The organism is Enorma timonensis, from assembly GCF_000321165.1.
Lineage (GTDB): Bacteria > Actinomycetota > Coriobacteriia > Coriobacteriales > Coriobacteriaceae > Enorma.
Genome location: NZ_CAPF01000021.1, coordinates 1 through 19,476 on the forward strand (window position 1 = coordinate 1; position 19,476 = coordinate 19,476).

General features: G+C 70.3%; 16 protein-coding genes. All 16 read right to left on the reverse strand.

Going from position 1 to position 19,476, the window contains the following annotated elements:
• On the reverse strand, positions 1-1,503 hold the full coding sequence (locus BN423_RS02525; RefSeq protein WP_154820284.1) for an FtsW/RodA/SpoVE family cell cycle protein: 1,503 nt from the start codon (positions 1,501-1,503) through the stop codon (positions 1-3).
• 5 nt (positions 1,504-1,508) lie between these two features.
• A complete protein-coding gene (murD, locus tag BN423_RS02530) occupies positions 1,509-2,921 on the reverse strand; it encodes a UDP-N-acetylmuramoyl-L-alanine--D-glutamate ligase (RefSeq protein ID WP_019238705.1) in 1,413 nt (470 codons plus the stop codon).
• Positions 2,922-2,929: 8 nt separating this feature from the next.
• On the reverse strand, positions 2,930-3,961 hold the full coding sequence (gene mraY, locus BN423_RS02535) for a phospho-N-acetylmuramoyl-pentapeptide-transferase (protein WP_019238706.1): 1,032 nt from the start codon (positions 3,959-3,961) through the stop codon (positions 2,930-2,932).
• Positions 3,962-5,413, reverse strand: a complete 1,452-nt coding sequence (locus BN423_RS02540) for a UDP-N-acetylmuramoyl-tripeptide--D-alanyl-D-alanine ligase (protein WP_019238707.1) — start codon at positions 5,411-5,413, stop codon at positions 3,962-3,964.
• Between the two features lie 135 nt (positions 5,414-5,548).
• Entirely contained in the window at positions 5,549-7,384 is a 1,836-nt protein-coding gene (locus BN423_RS02545; RefSeq protein ID WP_232385475.1) for a peptidoglycan D,D-transpeptidase FtsI family protein, read from the reverse strand.
• 17 nt (positions 7,385-7,401) lie between these two features.
• A complete protein-coding gene (locus BN423_RS02550; RefSeq protein ID WP_019238709.1) occupies positions 7,402-7,917 on the reverse strand; it encodes a cell division protein FtsL in 516 nt (171 codons plus the stop codon).
• 86 nt (positions 7,918-8,003) lie between these two features.
• The gene (rsmH, locus tag BN423_RS02555) at positions 8,004-8,969 is read right to left on the reverse strand and encodes a 16S rRNA (cytosine(1402)-N(4))-methyltransferase RsmH (protein ID WP_071784304.1); all 966 of its coding nucleotides are present in this window, start codon (positions 8,967-8,969) and stop codon (positions 8,004-8,006) included.
• An 18-nt stretch (positions 8,970-8,987) separates the two neighbouring features.
• A complete protein-coding gene (locus BN423_RS02560) occupies positions 8,988-9,413 on the reverse strand; it encodes a division/cell wall cluster transcriptional repressor MraZ (RefSeq protein WP_019238711.1) in 426 nt (141 codons plus the stop codon).
• 633 nt (positions 9,414-10,046) lie between these two features.
• Positions 10,047-11,015, reverse strand: coding sequence for a site-specific tyrosine recombinase XerD (gene xerD / locus BN423_RS02565; protein ID WP_019238712.1), 969 nt, complete (start codon positions 11,013-11,015; stop codon positions 10,047-10,049).
• A 1-nt stretch (position 11,016) separates the two neighbouring features.
• Positions 11,017-12,678, reverse strand: coding sequence for a CTP synthase (locus BN423_RS02570; protein ID WP_019238713.1), 1,662 nt, complete (start codon positions 12,676-12,678; stop codon positions 11,017-11,019).
• A gap of 194 nt (positions 12,679-12,872) precedes the next feature.
• Positions 12,873-13,544, reverse strand: a complete 672-nt coding sequence (locus BN423_RS02575) for an ABC transporter ATP-binding protein (RefSeq protein WP_019238714.1) — start codon at positions 13,542-13,544, stop codon at positions 12,873-12,875.
• On the reverse strand, positions 13,541-14,440 hold the full coding sequence (locus tag BN423_RS02580; RefSeq protein WP_019238715.1) for an ATP-binding cassette domain-containing protein: 900 nt from the start codon (positions 14,438-14,440) through the stop codon (positions 13,541-13,543). The genes BN423_RS02575 and BN423_RS02580 overlap by 4 nt, the downstream gene beginning before the upstream one ends.
• Positions 14,437-15,366, reverse strand: a complete 930-nt coding sequence (locus BN423_RS02585; RefSeq protein WP_019238716.1) for an ABC transporter permease — start codon at positions 15,364-15,366, stop codon at positions 14,437-14,439. The genes BN423_RS02580 and BN423_RS02585 overlap by 4 nt, the downstream gene beginning before the upstream one ends.
• 2 nt (positions 15,367-15,368) lie before the next feature.
• Positions 15,369-16,343: an ABC transporter permease gene (locus BN423_RS02590; protein WP_019238717.1), complete on the reverse strand. Its 975-nt coding sequence runs from the start codon at positions 16,341-16,343 to the stop codon at positions 15,369-15,371.
• On the reverse strand, positions 16,340-18,007 hold the full coding sequence (locus BN423_RS02595; protein ID WP_019238718.1) for an ABC transporter substrate-binding protein: 1,668 nt from the start codon (positions 18,005-18,007) through the stop codon (positions 16,340-16,342). Before BN423_RS02595 ends, BN423_RS02590 begins: the two co-directional genes overlap by 4 nt.
• A 120-nt stretch (positions 18,008-18,127) precedes the next feature.
• Positions 18,128-19,476, reverse strand: a 1,349-nt coding sequence (locus BN423_RS02600) for a CCA tRNA nucleotidyltransferase (protein WP_019238719.1), incomplete at its 5' end; no start/stop codon positions are given.

The following is a 19,476-nucleotide window of genomic DNA, read 5'->3' on the forward strand; positions in this document are numbered from 1 at the left end:
CTACGTGGTGCGCGGCGGGCGCGTGGAGCGGCGCGGGCGCGCGTCCGCATCGCCGCGACGCTCGGGGCGGGTATCCGGGGTCACGACCCCCATGCCGTCCACGACGGTGAAGCCCTCGTGCCGGCGCGCGGAGCGCGGGTGCGGCACGCCAGCCGTGCTCCCCTCGATCCCGCGGGAGACAGGGCTCGCGGCAAGGCCGGCGGCGTCCTCGTCCTCGGCGAGCACGCGCATGCCCGCGCGCCGCGCGTCGTAGACGGTCTTCGGGTTGCTCTCGAGTGAGACGCGCAAAACGAGCGCCGCCAGGATGAACGCGCCGATGAGCGCCGAGCCGCCGTAGGAGATGAAGGGCAGGGGCTTGCCCGTCATGGGCGTGACGCCCACGATGCCCATGATGTTGATGAGGTACTGCAGGCCGATCATGGCCGAGCAGCCGTAGGCGATCATCTTCCCCTGCGTCGTGGGCGCCTGCTCGGCGATCTTGAACCCGCTGTAGACGAGCCCCGCCACGACGGCGAAGAACACGAGCGTGCCCACGAAGCCCACCTCCTCGCCGATGATGGCGAGGATGTAGTCGTTGTGCGCCTCGGGCAGGTAGTTGTACTTCATCGTGGAGTTGCCGATGCCGCGGCCGAAAAGCCCGCCCGAGGCGAAGGCCATGATGGCGAGCGTCGCCTGGTAGCCGTCGCCGTAGGCGTCCTGCCAGGGGTCGAGCATGGTCATGAAGCGCGCGAGGCGGTACGGCTCCATGGCGATGGCGCCGATGCCCACGACCGCGATGATGAGCAGCGCGCTGCCGACGAGCCTGCCCGAGATGCCCGCGAGCACGCACATGAGGAACACCGTGCCCACGATGATGATGCAGGTGCCGAAGTCCGGCTCAAGGATGAGCAGAAGGATCGGCACGCCGAGGGCGATGGCCATGCGCACGACGAAGCCCTGGCCGTCGATGGCGTGCTCGCCGTAGAACTCGTTCATGATCATCGCCGCGGTGAGGATGACGACCGGCTTCTCGAGCTCGGAGGGCTGGAACTGGAAGCCCGCGATGACGATCCAGCGCGTGGCGCCGCCGCTCTCCTCGCCCACGACCAGCACGGCCGCGAGGAGAGCCGTGAAGAACGCCCAGGCGCCCCACATGAGCGCCGAGCGCGTGACCGACATGCTCACGGCGAGGGCGACCGCCGCCGCGGCGAGGGCGACGAGGAGGTTCTTCAGCTGCGCGGTGAGGAAGTACGTGGAGCTGCCGTACTCGCTGAGCGCCTCGACGCTCGAGGAGGAGTAGACCATGAGCAGGCCGAAGGCGACGAGGGCGGCAAGGCAGGCGATGAAGATGATGCGCGGGCGCATGATGCGGGCGGGCACCGTGCCGATGAGCTTCTCGCCCAGGGCGGAATGCTCGCCCGGCGCACGGCGCGTGCGGCCGCGCCCCGTGCGGGAACGCGTCTCCCCGGCCGAACCGGTATCGCGCTGAGCCTCGGCGGCGGCGCGCTTCGTGGGCTTCGCCATGGGGATCACCCGCGCGCGGCGAGGTCCGCCACGAGTTCCTTGAACCGGCGGCCCCGCTCCTCGAAGCCCGAGAACTCATCGAACGAGGCGCAGGCCGGCGAGAGCAGCACGACGTCGCCCGGGCGCGCGCACCCGTGCGCGGCGCTCACGGCGGCCGCGAGGTCGGCGGCTTCCATGAGCTCGACGCCGGCGCGGCCTGCAGGGTCCTCGAGCGCGGCGAGCAGGCGCGCGCGGGCGTCGCCGAAGCAGATGACGGTGCGCACGGTCGATGCCGCGACGCGCTCGGCGAACGCCTCGAGCGGCGTGCCCTTGTCGCTGCCGCCCAGCAAGAGCACCACCGGCTCGCTCGGGAACGCGGTGAGCGCCTTCTCGACGGCGTCGGTGTTCGTGGCCTTCGAATCGTTCACATAGCGCACGCCGTCGATCACCGCGACCGGCTCGATGCGGTGCTCGAGCGGCTGGAACGTGGTGAGCGCGCGCCGCACCGCGGAGAGGGGCGCGCCCACCCAGAGCGCGGCCGCGGCGGCGGCGAGGGCGTTGAGCTCGTTATGGGCGCCCGCGATGCAGAGCTCGTCGGTGCGCACGAGCTCCATCTCGGCGCCGCGCAGGCGGCAGGTGAGCACGCCGTCGGCCACGAAGGCGGCGCAGTCGGCGAAGGAGTCCTCATGGGAGAGCTCGCAGACCGCCGCGCCCGTCGCGCGCGCCTCATCGAGCGCCGCAGCGGAACCCGCGTCCTCGACGCAGACGATGGCGAGGTCGCCCGGCTCCTGCCGCGCGAAGATGCGGCGCTTGGCCGCAGCGTAGGCCTCGAGCGAGCAATGCCAGGCGAGGTGGTCGGGCGTGATGTTCAGCAGCACGGAAACGCGGGGGTGCAGCAGGCTGGAGCACGCGAGCTGGTAGCTCGAGAGCTCGGCCGCGAACCAGGAGCCCGGCTCGCGCGCGTCCACGGCGGCGGTCGGCACGGAGCCGATGTTGCCCACCGCGTGCGAGGGCATGCCGGACGCGTTGAGGATGTGGTCGACAAGCGAGGTCGTCGTGGTCTTGCCGTTCGTGCCCGTCACCGCGATCCAACGGTCCGGCGAGAGCCGGTAGGCGAACTCGGGCTCTCCCATGATCTCGGACGCATGCGCGCGGGCGCTCGCGAAGAAGTCGCTGAACTCGGAGATGCCGGGGCTCGCCACGCACACGTCGAAGGCGCCCTCGACCTCCTCCGTCCCGAGCACGCAGCGCACGCCGCGCTCCTCAAGGGCGCGCGTCCGGTCGCTGGGCGCAGCCTTCGCCCCGCCGTAGAGGCACGCGCTGCGCACGCGCCCACCCAGGTGGTCGGCGGCCCATTCCGCCACGGCGAGGCCCGTCTTGCCCAGACCGAGCACGAGCAGGTCGAATTCCTCGGGAAGCATCCCGTCGTTCCCACGCATCTAAACCCCTACCCTACCTGGAAGAAGAGGGCGAGGCCGATGGCGCCGAACGCGGCGGCGACGATCCAGAAGCGGATGACGACCTTCGTCTCCGCCCAGCCCTTCTTCTCGAAGTGATGATGGATGGGCGCCATGAGGAACACGCGCTTGCCCGTGGCCTTGAAGCTCACGACCTGGATCATGACCGAGAGCGCCTCGATGATGAAGAGGCCGCCCACGATGAGCGAGATGACCTCGGTGTTCGTCATGACGGCGACGGCCGCGAGCGCGGCGCCCAGGGCGAGCGAGCCGGTGTCGCCCATGAAGATGCTCGCGGGATAGCAGTTGAACCACAGGAAGCCCAGGCAGGCGCCAGCGCACGAGGTGCAGAAGACCGTGAGGTTGGAGTCGCTGCACAGAAACGAGACCGCCGCCATGACGAGCAGGGCAATCATCGAGGTGCCGCCGGCCAGGCCGTCGAGGCCGTCCGTGAGGTTCACGGCGTTCGAGAGCCCCACGATGAGCAGCCACGTGAACACCAGGTAGAGCCAGGGGATGCGGAACGGCTCGCCCGCGAGGTCGACCGTGGTGGTGAGCACGCCCAAATCGATGGTGAAGCCGCCCGGGAAGCGGACGACGGGCTCCACGCCGCACCAATTGACCGCGAGCAGGCAGAACGAGACGCAGATGAGCGTGAGGCCGATCATCTTCGCGTGCGGGGTGAGGCCGAGCGAACGGCCGTGCGTCACCGAGGTGGCGTCGTCGATGAGGCCGAGCACGCCCGTCGCGATGGTCACGAGCAGCACGAGCACGAGCTCCGTGGTGAGCCTGCCCATGAGCAGGCAGGTGATGGCGACGGAGAGCAGGATGACGACGCCGCCCATGGTGGGCGTGCCCTGCTTCACGAGGTGCCGCTCGGGGCCGTCGGCGCGCACCTGCTGCCCGATGCCCTCGAACTTGAGGATGCGGATCCACAGCGGCATGAGGACGAGCACGATGCCCGCCGCGATGCCGAGGGCGATGAACGCCTGGTAGGTGGGGTAGAGCGGATTACCGAACATCTAGCAGACCTCCTCGACGAGCCGGTCGAGACCGACGAAGCGCGAACCCTTGACGAGCACCACGTCGTCCGCGCGGAACGCCCCGGCGAGGCGCTCGATGGCGGCGTCCACGTCGGGAAGCTCGAGGACGGCGTCGTCCGAGAGCCCCATGAGGCGGGCGGCGGCGGCCATGTCGCGCGCGCCGTCCGCGCCCACGCAGACGAGGTAGTCGGGCTTCTTGGCCGCGGCGTAGGCGCCCACGAGGGCATGGAGGCGCGGCGCCTCGTCGCCGAGCTCGCCGATCTCGCCGAGCACGGCGATGCGGCTGCCCGTGGCGGGAAGCAGCTCGAGCAGGTCGAGGGCGGCGGCCATGGACTCGGGGCTCGCATTGTACGAGTCGTCGATGACGCGCGCGCCGCTCCGGGCGCGGCGGATCTCCTGGCGGCGGCCGGTGATGGCGAGCCCGGAGAGCGCGGAGGCCATGTCCTGCGCGCCCACGCCCATAAGGTCGCCCACGGCGATCGCGAGGATGGCGTTGGAGACGGACTGCGCGCCCGTCGTGGAGAGCGTCACCTCGAGCGCGGCGCCCCCGGGAAGCCCCGCCGTGAAGTGCGGATGCCCGTCGGCGTCGAGCGCGGCGGCGCCCATGCGGTAGGCGCAATCGGAGGACGCGCCCGCCCGCACGATCGAGATGTCGCTGCGCTCGGCGCGGGCGCGCTCGCACATGAAGGGGAAGAAATCATCATCGGCGGGAAGCACGAGCGCCGGCGCGGCGCCCGTCTGGGGAGCAGGGGCGCCCTCCGGGGCGGGGCGCATGCCGAGGACGATCTCCATCTTGGCGCGCGCGATGTTCTCGCGGCTGCCGAGCATGCCGATGTGCGATGTGCCGATCTTCGTGATGACGGCGAGGCTCGGCTCCGCGCAGCGCGAGAGCCGCTCGATCTCGCCGAGGGAGTTCATGCCCATCTCGAGCACGAGCACCTGCGTGTCCGCCGGCGCAGAGAGGATTGTGAGCGGCATGCCGATGAGGTTGTTGTAGTTACCGCTCGTCGCATGCACCCGATACGTGGTACCGAGCACCGCGGCGACCATGTCCTTCGTCGTGGTCTTGCCGATCGAGCCCGTTATGCCCACGACCGTGCAGGCGAGACGCCGGCGCCAGGCATGCGCGAGCGCGAGGAGGAACTCCTCCCCGTCCTCGATGGCGAGCACGGCGCATCCGCGCTCGGCCGCGAGCGCGACGAGCTCGGGGGCGGGCTCGCGCGTGAGGGCGACGGCCCCGGCGCCGGCCTCGATCGCGGCGCGCGCGAAGTCGTTGCCGTCGACGCGCTCGCCCGGGAACGCCACGAAGATCGAGCCCTCCCGCACCAGGCGCGAGTCGATGACGCACCCGCGGCACACGCGCTCGGCATCGCCCGAGACAAGCGAGGCCGAGGTCGCGGAAAGGATTTCGTGAATCGGGAGTTCTACCATGTCTTCCCCTCGGTTGGCTTTCTTCAACCGGCTATTGTACCGTAGGCCCGCACCGCCCCCGCCTGCGCCCGCGCGAACGCACAAGAGGTTCAGAGCGCAGCATGTAAAAATACCCCTGGGGTAATTTTACATGGGTCAGCGGGTGCGCGGCACGCCCAGGATCTTCAACGCCTGCTCCATCGTCTCCTTCACCGCCGGCGACGCCATGTACGACAGGTACGGCGTGTTGTCGAGCGTCGCGTACACGAGCACCTTCGGGTCCTGGGCGGGCGCGAACGCCATGAACGACGCCATGTACTTGCCGGTCTGGTAGCCGCCCGACGCATCGGCGCGCTCGGCGGTACCGGTCTTGCCCGCGACGTCGTAGCCGTCGATGGCGCCGCCGGAACCCGTGCCCTCGTCCACGACGGTCACCATCATCGAGGTGACGGCCTCGACGGTCTCCTCCTCGATGATGCGGGTCTCGCCGTCGCTCCAATCGACCTCCTCGCCGTGGCGCGCCTTCAGGAAGTGGGGCGTGCACGCCACGCCGCCGTTGGCGATGGCCCCCACGGCGCGCGCCACGGACACGGGAGAGAGCGAGATGCCCTGGCCGAACGACATGGACGGCACGCTCGAGCCATCGTACTCGTCGCGCTGGCGCACGATGCCGAGCGCCTCGCCGGGGAAGTCGACGCCCGTCGACGTGCCGAAGCCGTAGCGGTCGAGGTAGTCGGCGAAATTGTCCGCCCCAATCTCGTTGCCCACGAGCACCATGCCCGTGTTCGAGGAACGGCGCAGGATCTCGCGGAGCGTCATGGTCATCTCGTAGTCGCGGTTATCGACGTCGCTCACCCAGTCGTCGCCGGCGAGCACCTTGGGCGGCACCGAGAACGTGGTGTCGGGCGTCACGAGGCCAAGGTCGATCCCCATGCTCGACACGACGGTCTTGAACACCGATCCCGGCTCGTAGGCATCGGTCACGATGCGCAGGTTCATGTCGGCGGAACTCGTGTTCGCGAGGTCGAGGGGGTCGTAGGTGGGCGACGAGCACGCGGCGAGGATCTCGCCCGTCCTGGGGTCGAGCGCGATCATCGAGCCCGCCTCCGCGCCCGCGCGCTCCACGGCGTCCGCGATGGCCTGCTCGGCCGCCGCCTGGATGTTCACGTCGAGCGTGAGCACGAGGTCCGTGCCGTCCTGGGCGGAGACCTTCTCGTAGGCGCCGCCGGCGATGTAGGAGCCGTCGAGGCCGCGCTCGCGCACGATGGAGCCGTTCGTGCCCATGAGGTCCTCGTCGTAGTAGACCTCAAGGCCCGAGAGCCCCACGTTGTCGACGTTCACCACGCCGAGCACCTGCGACGCGAGGCTGCCGTAGGGGTACACGCGCTTCATGGCCTGCTCGAACTCGATGCCCGCGAGCTCGCGCTCGGCGATGCGGTCGGCGTCCTCCTGGTCGACCTGGCGTTTGATGTAGACGAAGGTGGTGTCGGACGTCACCTGCTCGCGGCACCACGCCTCATCGACCCCGAGCACCTCCACGAGGACATCGACCGCCTCGTCGGCGTCCTCGATGAGCTGCGGGTTGACGTAGACGTTCTGGCACTCGACGCTCGAGGTGAGCACGTTGCCGTTGCGGTCGTAGATGGTACCGCGCTTCGCGAAGAGCGTCTGGCTCGAGAGCCGGCGCTCATCGGCGCGCTGGCGGTACGTATCGGCGTTGGCGATCTGGTAATCGAAGAGCTTGAGGGCGCTCAGGCCGAGCGCGCCCGCCATGGCACCCAGCACGACGTTGCGCCGCGTGACGAGGCCGCTCTCGGAGGTGTCATCGAGCCAGGTATGTGGCGAGGCGTCGCGACGGCGCGCGGAGCCCCCGCGCCCGGGAGCGCCCCGGCGCGTGCCGCCGTCGTATCCGCCCGTCCCCCGGCGGGAACCAGCACCGCTTGGACGGCGTCCGTCCCGGCCGCGTCCCCCGGTGTACCGGTCGCGTGCCATAGGTTGCCTCCCGGTCGTTATCGATTCGAAGTGGCAGAGCTACCCTGCGCGGCGTCCTGGCCGTTCGCGGCGGACGCCTCGCCCTGGGCGGCATCTGCGGAGTCGCTCAGGTCGAGCGTGATGCTGTCCTCGGGCTCGACCATGCCGAGCGCCCCGGTCGCGAGGTCGCGGATGCGCGTGTCGGCACCGTACACCGAGTTCATGACCTCGAGGTTCGAGCTCTCGTCGCGCGCCGCCTCGAGCGAGGAGGAAAGCTCCGCGTTCGCGTTGAGCATCGAGGTAGTGTACCCCGCGATGGTGACGCGGGCAAGACCGATCGACACGAAGAGGAGCACGAGCGCGGCGAATACCTTGACGACGTGCGTGAAGACGGGGCTTACCGCCTGGTTGGCCTCGCGCCCCGCGCCGGGCACCACGTCGAGGCGCGGCCGCTTGGCGGGACGCTCCTCGGGCCGTTCGCGGCGTACGGGCTCGCTGTACGCCTGCGCCTGATAGTCATAGGCATACGCCGCATTGGAATCAAAGTACACCATCGCGCATGCCTCCCATCCCGAGTGTGTTGGTAGTTCGTTTGAACTTCGTTTCTGCTTCGTTGCGGGACGGACCGAGAGCGCTTGGCCTATTCGTCGAGGCGTTCGGCCACGCGCGTCTTGGCAGATCTCGCACGCGGGTTGCGCGCCACCTCATCGGCGGAGGCAACCAGCGGTTTGCGGGTTATGACCTTGAGTACCGGCACGTTGCCGCACACGCACACCGGAAGGTCCGGCGGGCACGTGCAACCCTGGCTCCGCTGCTGGAACAGGCGCTTCACGATGCGGTCCTCGAGCGAGTGGTACGAGATGACACAGATGCGCCCTCCCGGGTTCAGCCAGCGGATCGCCGCGTCGAGGCCGCGCTCGAGCGCGTCGAGCTCGTGGTTGACCTCGATGCGGATCGCCTGGAACGTCTTGCGCGCGGGGTGGTGCCCATGGCGGCGCGCGGCCGCCGGGATACCGCCCTTAATCGCGTCGACGAGCTGGCCCGTGGTTCGGATGGGCTCCACCGCGCGGCGACGCACGATCTCGCGCGCGATCTGCGTGGCGAACTTCTCCTCACCATAGACGCGCAGGATCCGGGCGAGGTCGGCTTCGGTATAGGTGTTGATGACCTCAGCTGCGTTTAGGGTGTTTGTTCCCGGATCCATCCGCATATCAAGCGGGGCGTCCTCGTGGTACGAGAAGCCCCTTCCAGGGATATCGAGTTGCGGGCTCGAGACGCCCAGGTCGAACAGGATGCCGTCCACGCCGGGCACCTCGGCCCGGCACAGGAGCTCGTCCAGGTCGCCGAAGTTCCCCTTCAAGAGCTTGCGCGGCACGCCCGGCGCCTCCGCGTCCAGCCTCCTGGCCGCCGCCTCGAGCGCCATGTCGTCCTGATCGATGCCGATGAGCAGGCCGTCCTCGCCGACCTCCCGGGCCATCCGAACGGAATGGCCGGCGCCGCCGAGCGTGCAATCGCACACGACCGAGCCGCTCTTCAGCTGAAGCGCGTCGAGCACTTCGGAAAGCATTACAGGTTCATGCCGATATTCAGGTGTCAATGTCCCCATCCCGTCGTGTCCGTAAGGCTAGTCGTCCAAGAAGAAGTCGTCGTCTTCGCTTTCGGCGTCGACGGCCTCCCACTTGGCGCGATCCCAGATCTCCAGGTGGTTCCAGTTCCCCACCACGGTAACCTCGCGATCGAGCCCGACCTTCTCGCGCAGCTTCTCCGGAAGGCCGATACGGGAGGCGCTGTCGATGTCCATCGGCGTCGCCCTCGAGGTGACCTTGCGCATGAGCTGCTGATCCTTGCTGCTGCGGGAGTTGAAGCCTCCACGCTTTTCGAAGAGGCCCATGACCCACTTCTCGAACTCGTCCTTCGAGAACACGTACAGGGCATCGACATCCGGTGCGGCAAGCACGTACACATGCTCGCTGAGCTCGGAACGGACGGCAGCAGGCAGGGACAGGCGACCCTTGGCATCGAGGTTGCGCTCGAACGTGCCGGTCAACATCTCTGCTGCGCCCTCCTCTCGGTTGCTCGGTGCGGGCTCGGTACGGGGAACCACCCCGTGTGTCGACGCCTTTAATAGTAGGGTCTGGCGCGATATATCGCAACATTTTTTCCCACTTTCTCCCCCACCAAAACCGATTCAACCACCAAGCGACACGGCGACCCCGGGAGCCCAATCGAGCTCGACACAAGATGTTGTGCCGCGACCCCCGGGCGACCACCGCCGCTTGGTTCGGCGCGCGAAAAGAGCCCCTCGGTGCGCGAGCAAGGATGCCGAGGGAATGTGTTGAAGGCTTGGTGTAAATGTGGAGGAACTCCTCCGGCGACCGGCACGCCGGGACCCGCGGGCGCCGCATGCGACCGGAACGGGCTCGTTATATCGATGTTTTACCTGGTATCGTCAATAGAGACCCGTGCCAGGGTGCCCGTGCGGGCTTCGCTGGCCAATAATTCCAGTTTTGTGACGCGGATCCTGCGGGAAGCCCGGTGCCGATCGCCCACCGCCCTGGTAGCGGACTCGGGTATCCCAGCTATGGGGCGATCGCACCCTCGATTGCGCAGGAATCACGTCACAAAACTGGAAATAATGGCCAGGAGCCCCGCGAAGGGCACAAACCCCCGCCCGCGCATGGCCTTACGCGCGCGGATGCGCGGCGAGGTACACCTCTTGCAGCTGCGTGCGGTCGAGATGCGTGTAGATCTGCGTCGTGGAGATGCTCGCGTGCCCCAAGATCTCCTGCAAAACGCGCAGGTCCGCCCCGCCCGCGAGCATGTGCGTGGCGAACGAGTGGCGGAGCGTGTGGGGGTGCAGGCCCTCGATCCCCACCATGCGGCCATAGCGCTCGCAGATGGCATGGATCGACTGGCGCGATATGCGGCCGCCGTTCTTGTTCAGGAACACCGCGGAGGTGCGCGACGCGCTGCGGCTGTGGGCGGCGAGCTCCGCGCGGGGACCGTCGAGGTAGGCCTCGAGCGCGCGGCGGGCGCTGCCCATGATGGGCACGAGCCGCTCCTTCGAGCCCTTGCCGAACACGCGGATGAACTCGTCGTCCAGGTAGAGGTCGCGCAGGTCGAGCCCCGTAAGCTCGCTCACGCGGATGCCGCAGCCGTAGAGCATCTCGAGCACGGCCCGGTCGCGCGCACCCGCCGCGGTCGAGGGAAAGGGCTGGTCGAGCAGGGCGGCGGCAGCCTCGATGGAGATGAGGTCGGGCAGGCGCTCCTCCTTCCGGGGCAGGCGCATCACCGAGGCGGGGTTGGCCTCGGTGACGCCCTCGCGCGCCATGAACGCATGGAAGCCCTTGACGGCGGAGAGCGCGCGCTCGATCGAGGCGTCCGCATAGCCCGCCGTCCGGCGCGCGGCCGTGAAGTCCTCGATGTCCCGCCGCGTGACGACCTCCGGGCAGGTCACCCCCCGCTCGGCGAGGAACGCCAGGTAGGCTCGGAGGTCGCGCCGGTAGCTCGCGACGGTGTTCGGCGAGAGGTTCCGCTCGACCGAGAGGAACACGAGGTATTCCTCGGCCGCATCGGCGAGCGGCGAGGGCGGCACCGCAACCTCCCGGCGCGCGGGGCGCCCCGCCCCGGTGCGCCCTCCCCTGCCGGCCATGCTACTCGTCTGCCTCGTTCTTGGGCGTGACCTGCAGGCGGTCGACGCCCTCGTGAAACGCGATGGCCGCGCGCGTGAACTCGCGGAAGAGCGGCTGCGGGCGCGTCGGGCGGCTCTTGAACTCGGGGTGGGCCTGCGTGGCGACGAACCACGGGTGCACGTCACGCGGCAGCTCGACCATCTCGACGAGGGTCTCGTCGGGCGAGACGCCCGAGACCACGAGGCCAGCGCGCTCGAGGTCGTCGCGGAAGGCGTTGTTGAACTCATAGCGATGGCGGTGCCGCTCGTACACGAGCTCCTCGCCGTACGCCTCGCGGGCGAGCGTGCCCTCGGCGAGCTTGGCCGGGTAGGCGCCCAGGCGCATGGTGCCGCCCTTCTCGGTCACGTCCTCCTGCGAGCTCATGAGGTCGATCACGGGATGGGCGCACTCGGGCTCGAACTCGGTGGAGTTCGCGTCCGCGAGCCCCGCCACGTGGCGCGCGAACTCGCAGACGGCCACCTGCATACCCAGGCAGAGCCCCAGGTAGGGAATCTTATGCTCGCGGGCGTAGCGCGCCGCGCAGATCTTGCCCTCGAGCCCGCGGACGCCGAACCCGCCCGGCACCACGATGCCCGCGGCGTCGCCCAGCACGGCGGGGCAGTCCTCCCAGGAGAGCGCCTCGCCGTCCACGAGCTGGACGTCCACGTGGCGGTCGAAGTAGACGCCCGCGTGGCGCACGGCCTCGATCACGGACAGGTAAGCGTCGGGCAGCTGCGTGTACTTGCCCACCACGGCGACCTTGATGGCGTCGGCATGCTGGTTCGCGTGGTCCTTCTTCGCGAGGAAGCCGTACCAGTCGTCCATGTGGCGCTCGCGCGGGTCGAGCCCCAGGCGCTCGCAGACGCGCAGGTCGAAGTCCTGGTCGGCGAGCATGCGCGGCACGTCGTAGATGGAGGCGCAGTCCTCGTTCGTGAAGACGCAGTCCACATCGACGTCGCAGAAGCTCGCGATCTTGTGGCGGATGGCGTCATCGATCTCGTGGTCGCTGCGCAGCACGATGATGTCGGGCTGGATGCCGAGGCTGCGGAGCTCCTTCACCGAGTGCTGCGTGGGCTTCGTCTTCACCTCGTGGGCCGCGGCGATGTAGGGCACGAGCGACACGTGGATGTAGCAGACGTTCTCGGCGCCGACGTCCTTGCGGTACTGGCGGATCGCCTCGACGAACGGCTGGCTCTCGATGTCGCCGATCGTGCCGCCGAGCTCGGTGATGACCACGTCCGAGCCGGTCTGCTCCTCGATGCGGCGGAACTTGTCCTTGATGGCGTTCGTGACGTGCGGAATCACCTGGACGGTGCCGCCGAGGAAGTCGCCGCGGCGCTCGCGCGTGATGAGCGAGCGGTAGATGGCGCCCGTGGTGAAGTTGGAGTCGCGCGTGAGGTTCTCGTCGATGAAGCGCTCGTAGTGGCCGAGGTCGAGGTCGCTCTCGTAGCCGTCCTCGGTGACGAAGACCTCGCCGTGCTGGAACGGGCTCATGGTGCCGGGGTCGACGTTGAGGTACGGGTCGGCCTTCTGCATGGTGACCTTGTAGCCGCGCGATTTGAGGAGACGCCCCAGCGAGGCAGCCGTGATGCCCTTGCCGAGCGACGAGACGACGCCGCCGGTCACGAAGATATGCTTCGTCATGATTGTGTACCTGCGCTTCCCGTAGTAGGCCCCTCGCCGCAGCCGGGCGTGGGCGCTTCGTACTTACGGGTCTTTATCGTAGCACTCGCGCGGCCGGGTGGCAGGGATGGCGTGCGATTTCATCCAACCGAAACGCGCGGGCGCGGGCGCGGGCTGCGGAGCGCGGCGCTCGGGCAGGTCCGCCCGCGCCGGCTTCACAGGGGATAGACGCGCGTGGCGAGGCGCCGCACGAGCGCGGGGCTGTGCGAGACGAGGACGATGCCCATGCGACGCTCGTCGGCGATGGCGACGACCGCGCGCCAGAGCTCGGCCTGGGTCAGCGCGTCGAGCATGGCGGTCATCTCGTCGCAAATGAGGTAGCGGGGCTCTGCGAGGAGCGCCCGCACGATGCAGCAGCGCATGAGCTCGCCCCCCGAGAGCTCGTGCGGGAGGCGCTCGAGCCAGGCGTCGCGGATGCCGAAACGCTCGAGGAGGCCGGTCTCACGGGCGCGCTCGAGGGCCGCCCGGCGGGAGCGCGCCCCCGCACGCGCTCCGCGAGCCCCCGGCCGCAGCACCCCTTCCACGAGGCTCCGCCCCATGCGCGCGAGCGGGTCGAACGCCTGCTCCGGGTGCTGGACGATGAGCTGCACGGGCCGCGGGGCGCGGGCACGTGCCGAGTGCGCATCCACACGCTCCCCGTCCACGAGGACCGTGCCCGCCTGCGGTTCCAGGTACCCCGCGAGCAGGCGGCAGAGCGTCGACTTGCCCGCACCGGACGGCGCGGCGATGGCCACGCGCTCGCCCGGCTCCACGGCAAGGCTCACCCGCTCGAGCACCGTGCGCCCCGGCACGTACGAGAAGGAGACATCGTGTGCCTCGAGGCTCATCGCTCCCCCTCCCCGCCGCACGCCGCGGCGAAATCATGCTCGGGCATGGCGTGCCAGAGCGCGCGCGAGAACGGGTGCGCGAGAAGCTCGGGGGCGGCGAAGTTCGCGCTCGCCGTCTCCTCGACCACCGTACCCGCGCAAAACACCGCCACGCGGTCGGCGACGCGCAGCGCGAGCTCAAGATCGTGCGTGATGAGCAGCACGCCGCCGCCCGCATCCGCGAAGGCGCGCAGGTCGCGGAGGGCATGCACCGCGAGGTCCATGTCCAGGCCGGGCGTGGGCTCGTCCGCGACGATGAGCCGCGGGTCGTCCATGAGCGCGCACATGAGCAGCACGCGCCGCGCCATGCCGCCGGAGAGCTCGTGCGGGTACATCCGCTCGACCTCGGGCGCGAGGCCGTAAGCACCGAAGAGCTCGCGCATGCGCGCCGTCCGCGCCCGGCGGCGCTCCCTGCCCGCCCGGCCGCGCCCGCAGGCGCCCACCACCTGCTCGCCCACGCGCATGAGCGGGTCGAGGCTGTCCACTCCCTGCGGCACGAGCGAGATGCCCCGGCCGCGCAGGCGAGTGAGGTCGGCAGCGTCGCAGCGCCGCCCCTCGAACCAGATGTCCCCCGCCACGCGCGCGTTGGGCTCGAAGCGCCCGAGGAGGGCGTCGGCGAGCAGCGTCTTGCCCGAGCCGCTCGCCCCCACCACTGCGAGAAGCTCGCCCGCGCGCACCGTGAGCGCAAGGTCGCGGATGACGGGCACCTCGACCTTGCGCGCCCGGAAGTACGGGGCAGCCGGGTCGTACATCTTGAAGCCGATCGAGAGGTGCTCGACGCGCAGGAGCGGGCACGCCGGCGAAGCGCCGGTTTGTGCCGCGTCGCGCGCAGCCGCCTCGGAAGCACGAGCCATCATGCCTGCACCCCCTCGGGCGACATCATGCGGCGTAGCCACGCCCCCGCGCGGCCGAACAGCAGCACCACCGCAAGGAGCGCCGCGCCGGGGAAGACCGCGAGCCACCAGGCGCCCGAGGTGAGGTAGCCCATGGCCTCGGAGAGGATCACGCCGATCGCGGGCTGCTCGGGCGACAGGCCGAAGCCGAGGAAGGTGATCGACGCCTCGTGCAGCACGGCATGGGGGAAGAGCAGCACGAGCCCCACCAGGTACTGCGGCAGCACGTGGGGCACGACGTGCGCGAGGGCGATGCGCGCGGCCCCCGCCCCGAGCGCACGCGAGCAGGCGATGTAGGGCTGGGCGCGCACCTGGAGGATCTCGGCGCGCAGCACGCGGGCGAGGCTCGGCCAGTGGGTGAGCGAGATGCCCACCATCACGCCGAGCGTGCCCCGGCCGAGGGCGTAGCTGATGAGGATGAGCAACACGAGGTGCGGGATGCCCATCGTGAGGTCGATGAGCCAGCTCACCGCGGCATCGGCGCGGCGGCCGCCGAGGGCGGCGACCATCGCGAGCCCGAGCGCGATGACCGACGAGGCCGCGGCGGCCGCGAGCCCCACGACGACCGACGTCGAGAGGCCGGCGAGCGTCCGCGCGAGCATGTCGCGCCCCATCCAGTCGGTACCGAAGGGATGCGCGAGCGACGGCGGCAGGTTGCGCGCGGCGAAATCCACCGTCGTGGCCGCACCCTCGAGCAGGCGCCCTGCGATGACGATGAGGGCCATGAGCACCGCGACGAGCACGAGCACCGTCGCGAGGGCGCGCCGCCCGGACAGCGGGCCGTCCGCCGCCGGGGCGTGCAGGAGCGGCCGCGCCGCGCACGCGGCAGCGTCGATGCGCAGCGCATCCCCGCCCGAAGCCGCACCGGTATCCCGGACCCGTTCCGCCATCCTCATCGCACCTCCCCGCGCAGCCGCGGGTCGATCGAGCGGCTGAGCACGTCCGCGAGCGCGTTGCCCGCGAAGACGAGCGCCGCCGTCGCGAGCGCGATGCCCACGAGCAGGGGCGCGTCCCCGCCGAGGGCCGCCGTGACCGCCGCCTGCCCGAGGCCGGGGTACGAGAAGACCTGCTCCACCAGGATCGAGCCGCCCACGATCTCGCCGATCTGCGCGCATTGCAGCGTGAGCGCCGGGAGCACGAGGTTGCGCAGGCCATGGCGGCGCACGACCTCGCCCGTCCCCTCGCCGCGCGAGCGCGCGAACCGCACGTACTCGCTACCCAGCACGTCGATGGTCTTCTCGCGCGTGTGGAGCGCCACGTTGGCGACGCCGGTGAGCGAGAGCACGAGCGCCGGCAGGACCATGTGGTAGAGGCGCTCGGCAAGCGGCACCGCGCCCGACGCCCCGATGGGCACCGAGAAGCCCAGCGGGAACCATCCGAGGTACACGGAGAAGACCATGAGCGCGACGAGCGCAATCCAAAACGTCGGCGTTGCGGAGAGCAGGTAGCAGTAGGCGCACACGACGCGGTCAACCCAGCCGCCCCGGCGCGCGCCGGCCGCGACGCCGAGCGCCAGCCCCACCGCGCCCGCGATGAGCCAGGACGACGCGAGCAGCAGCGCCGAGTTCCCGAGCCGCTCGCCCACCACCTCGGCAACCGGCGCGTTGAAGCGCAGGCTCTCGCCCAGGTCGCCCCGCACCGCATCGGCGAGCCATGCGCCGTAGCGCTCGAGGAGCGGCGTCCCGGCATCCCAGCGCTCCGCGAGCTCCGCGCGCCGCTCCGGGCTCATCGCGGCATAGGCCGCCTGTCCCACGTTCGCCTGGACCGGGTCGATGGGCGAAACGCTCACCAGGAAGAACGTGAGGAAGCTCACCGCCAGCATGAGCAGGGCGAAGCGCGCCGCCGCACGAACGACCGCACGCGTCATGCCCAGCTCCAGCGGTCGACGTTGTTCACGAGCGACCAGCCGTGACCATGGGGATGCGGCTTCTGCTCGGCCACGTCGAGCCCCGTGCGCTTGAAATAGAGGTGGTCGACGTTGGCGACCCACGCCCAGGTCGCGGCGCCCTCAGGCGCGAAGCCGTCCTCGCCGTCCCAGGCCGCGAGCTGCCAGTGGACATAGGAATCCTCGATGGCCTGCTGCGCGAGCGCGTCGTCCAGGTGGCCGTCGATGGCGGCGCTCTCGTAGCAGGCGTAGTTGCCCCAGCCGGTCGAGTAGTTGAGCGCGTAAACCTCGACGGGCGAGTTGGAGCCCCAGCCCCAGAGCACGGGCGCTTCGTACTGATGCGGGTAGATCTCATCCCAGCTGCCGCCGCGCGGGCTCACCTCGAGGCCGAGCTGGGCGAGCTGGGCGGCCACCTCGTAGGCCATGGCCTGGCGCACGGAATCGTCCGAGGCGTACCAGAGGTCGAAGGCGGCGCGCAGCCCGTCCTTCGCGCGGACGCCGTCCTCGCCGGGAACCCAGCCCGCGGCGTCCAGCAGCGCGCAGGCGCCCTCAGGGTCGCAGGCGACCTCCATGTCCGCGCTCGACCACGGCATGCCGTCGCTCACGCTAAATGCCGGCGCGCCGAAGCCCTCGAGCACGTGCTCGATCACGCGGTCGCGGTCGAGCCCCATGATGATGGCGCGGCGGACCGCGACGTCGCAGGTCACGTCGTTGCCGGCGGCATAAGCCACATCGCCCTGCCCGGCTTTGGTAGCGCCGGCGGGGACGGCGGGCAGCGAGATCCCGCGCGAGTCGACCGTCGCGTAGTTCACGAGCTCGAAACCGTCGAAGGCCTGGTGCGCATGGGTCGCGTACGTGTAGGCGATGTCGACCTCGCCCGCCTGCACCGCCGCGAGCGCCGCGTCCTCGTCCATGAACACGACGACGACGCGCTCCATGCGCGGCGCCTCGCCGTAGTACGACGGGTTCGCGCGGAAGATCGCCTGCTGGCCACGATCCCAGCGCTCGAGCAGGTAGCGGCCGGACCCGACGGGCGCCGCCCCGTACCCCTCGCCGTAGGCGTGCGCGGGCACGATGCCGAGCACCGCGAGCGTGTAGAGCAGGGCGTTGTAAGGCTTGTTCAGGTGCAGCTCGACGGTCGCGCCGTCGAGCGCGACGGCCTCGTCCACCATGGAGAGGTCCGCCTCGAACGTGTCGCTCGCCACGGCGGAGTTCACCGTGAAGGCGACGTCCTCGGCCGAGAGGGGCTCCCCGTCCGAGAAGACCACGTCGTCGCGCAGCAAGAACGTCCAGGTCAGGCCGTCCTCGGAGCACTCCCAGGACGTAGCGAGGTCGCCTTGGAAGGCGAGGTCGGCATCCGTGGTGATGAGGGTGGACTGGATGAGGGGCTCATGGATGTGCTCGCCGCACCCCCACGAGACGAGGGGGTCGAAGCCCGCCGCGGGCTCGCTCGTGGGGCTCATCGCGACGATGACCTGGTGCGCGGGGTCCACGTCGCCCGCAGCCGCAGAGCCGCTCGAGCCGGCAGTCCCCTGCCCCGAGCCTCCCGCGCATCCCGCGGACGCGAGGGCGGCGGTTGCAGCGATGGCCGCGGTACCCGCAAGCAGGCTTCGGCGCGTGATGGTGCCCGGCTGGTCTGCGCTCACCGCATCGTCCTTTCGGTGTTACGAATAGAGGAAAAAGTGTTACCGAAAGGATGATAGCAGAAGCCCGCGGCGGGATGGGCGCATCGAGCGCCGGCCGCCGCCCGCAGCCGCCCGGCGCGCCTACAGCCCCAAATATGCGAGCAGCTCCGCGCGCACGTTGGGAACCACGCCGTCAATCGCCGCATCGAGCGCGCGCGAGAGCAGCGCCCCCACCTGCCTCCCGGGCTTGACACCCGCCTCGATGAGGTCGCGCCCGCTCAGGTCGAGCGTCGACAGGCTGTACGGCTCCCGGTTCGCCACGAGCTCGCGCACCATCTCGCGCATCCGCTCGATGTCCTCGACATAGTAGAAGCACGACGGCGCCTTGCCGAGGGTGTCCGCGCGCTTGAGGTCGAGCAGCTCGTTCATGAGGCGAATCGTGTCGAGCCCGGACCCGGAGAGGAGCCCCATCATGCGCAGCAGGTCGGTGCGCTCGGCCTCGAGCGGGCGGTCGTGATAGCGGATGAGCAGGCACGCGTCGCGCACGAGCGCCCCCGGGCAGGCCAGGCGGCCCATGATGGCGCGCGCGGCCTCGGCGCTGCGCTCGGGGTGGCCGTAGAAGTGGCCGTTGCCGCGCTCGTCGAGGGTGAAGCACGCGGGCTTCTCCACATCGTGCAAAAGCGCCGCCCACATGAGCGACGGGGACGGCGCGGTGTCCGGCCCCGCCCCGTCCACGCGCGAGAGCGAGAGCTCACCGGCGACCGTGAGGACGCGGGCGGTGTGCTCGTACACGTCGAAGGCGTGGTAGCGGCTATGCTGGTCGAAGCCCCGGCACGCGGCGAGCTCGGGAATGGCGGCGCACATGAGCTCGGGGTAGCGCAGGAGCGCGTCGCCGCCGCGCCCGGTGGCGAGGATGCCGTCGAGCTCCCAGCCCACGCGCTCGCGCGCGACCGCGTCGAGGAGCGGAGCGCAGGCCGCGAGCGCCTCGGCCGTGGCCGGGTCCATGGAGAAGTCGAGCCGGCAGGCGAAGCGCACCGCCCGGAGCATGCGCAGGGCATCCTCCTCGAAGCGCCGGCGCGGCTCCCCCACCGCGCGGATCTGCCGGCGCGCGAGGTCGCCCGCGCCGTCGAAGCAGTCGAGCAGCCCGCGCTCCGGATGCCAGGCCATCGCGTTCACGGTGAAGTCGCGGCGGGCGAGGTCCTCCTCCACGGTGCGCGCCCGCTGCACGCTCTCCGGGTGCCGGCCGTCCGTATAGAACCCGTCCAGCCGGTACGAGGTGACCTCGATGCGCTCGCTGCCCGCGATGGCCGTGATGCCGCCGAACCGAACGCCCGACTCCACCACGCGGATGCCCGCCGCCTCGAGCGCCGCCTCGTTCTCCTGCCAGGAGCCCGCGCAGCAGATGTCGACGTCGTGGCTCGGCGCGCCGAGGAGCGCGTCGCGCACCCAACCGCCCACGATCCACGCCTCGAGCCCGGCGCCCTCGAGGG

What these genes read in the sequence shown, in the direction of transcription:
- BN423_RS02525 (WP_154820284.1), bottom strand. Translation starts at nt 1,503, where the DNA reads ATGGCGAAGCCCACGAAGCGCGCCGCCGCCGAGGCTCAGCGCGATACC.
- murD (WP_019238705.1), bottom strand. Translation starts at nt 2,921, where the DNA reads ATGCGTGGGAACGACGGGATGCTTCCCGAGGAATTCGACCTGCTCGTG.
- mraY (WP_019238706.1), bottom strand. Translation starts at nt 3,961, where the DNA reads ATGTTCGGTAATCCGCTCTACCCCACCTACCAGGCGTTCATCGCCCTC.
- BN423_RS02540 (WP_019238707.1), bottom strand. Translation starts at nt 5,413, where the DNA reads ATGGTAGAACTCCCGATTCACGAAATCCTTTCCGCGACCTCGGCCTCG.
- BN423_RS02545 (WP_232385475.1), bottom strand. Translation starts at nt 7,384, where the DNA reads ATGGCACGCGACCGGTACACCGGGGGACGCGGCCGGGACGGACGCCGT.
- BN423_RS02550 (WP_019238709.1), bottom strand. Translation starts at nt 7,917, where the DNA reads ATGGTGTACTTTGATTCCAATGCGGCGTATGCCTATGACTATCAGGCG.
- rsmH (WP_071784304.1), bottom strand. Translation starts at nt 8,969, where the DNA reads ATGGGGACATTGACACCTGAATATCGGCATGAACCTGTAATGCTTTCC.
- BN423_RS02560 (WP_019238711.1), bottom strand. Translation starts at nt 9,413, where the DNA reads ATGTTGACCGGCACGTTCGAGCGCAACCTCGATGCCAAGGGTCGCCTG.
- xerD (WP_019238712.1), bottom strand. Translation starts at nt 11,015, where the DNA reads ATGGCCGGCAGGGGAGGGCGCACCGGGGCGGGGCGCCCCGCGCGCCGG.
- BN423_RS02570 (WP_019238713.1), bottom strand. Translation starts at nt 12,678, where the DNA reads ATGACGAAGCATATCTTCGTGACCGGCGGCGTCGTCTCGTCGCTCGGC.
- BN423_RS02575 (WP_019238714.1), bottom strand. Translation starts at nt 13,544, where the DNA reads ATGAGCCTCGAGGCACACGATGTCTCCTTCTCGTACGTGCCGGGGCGC.
- BN423_RS02580 (WP_019238715.1), bottom strand. Translation starts at nt 14,440, where the DNA reads ATGATGGCTCGTGCTTCCGAGGCGGCTGCGCGCGACGCGGCACAAACC.
- BN423_RS02585 (WP_019238716.1), bottom strand. Translation starts at nt 15,366, where the DNA reads ATGGCGGAACGGGTCCGGGATACCGGTGCGGCTTCGGGCGGGGATGCG.
- BN423_RS02590 (WP_019238717.1), bottom strand. Translation starts at nt 16,343, where the DNA reads ATGACGCGTGCGGTCGTTCGTGCGGCGGCGCGCTTCGCCCTGCTCATG.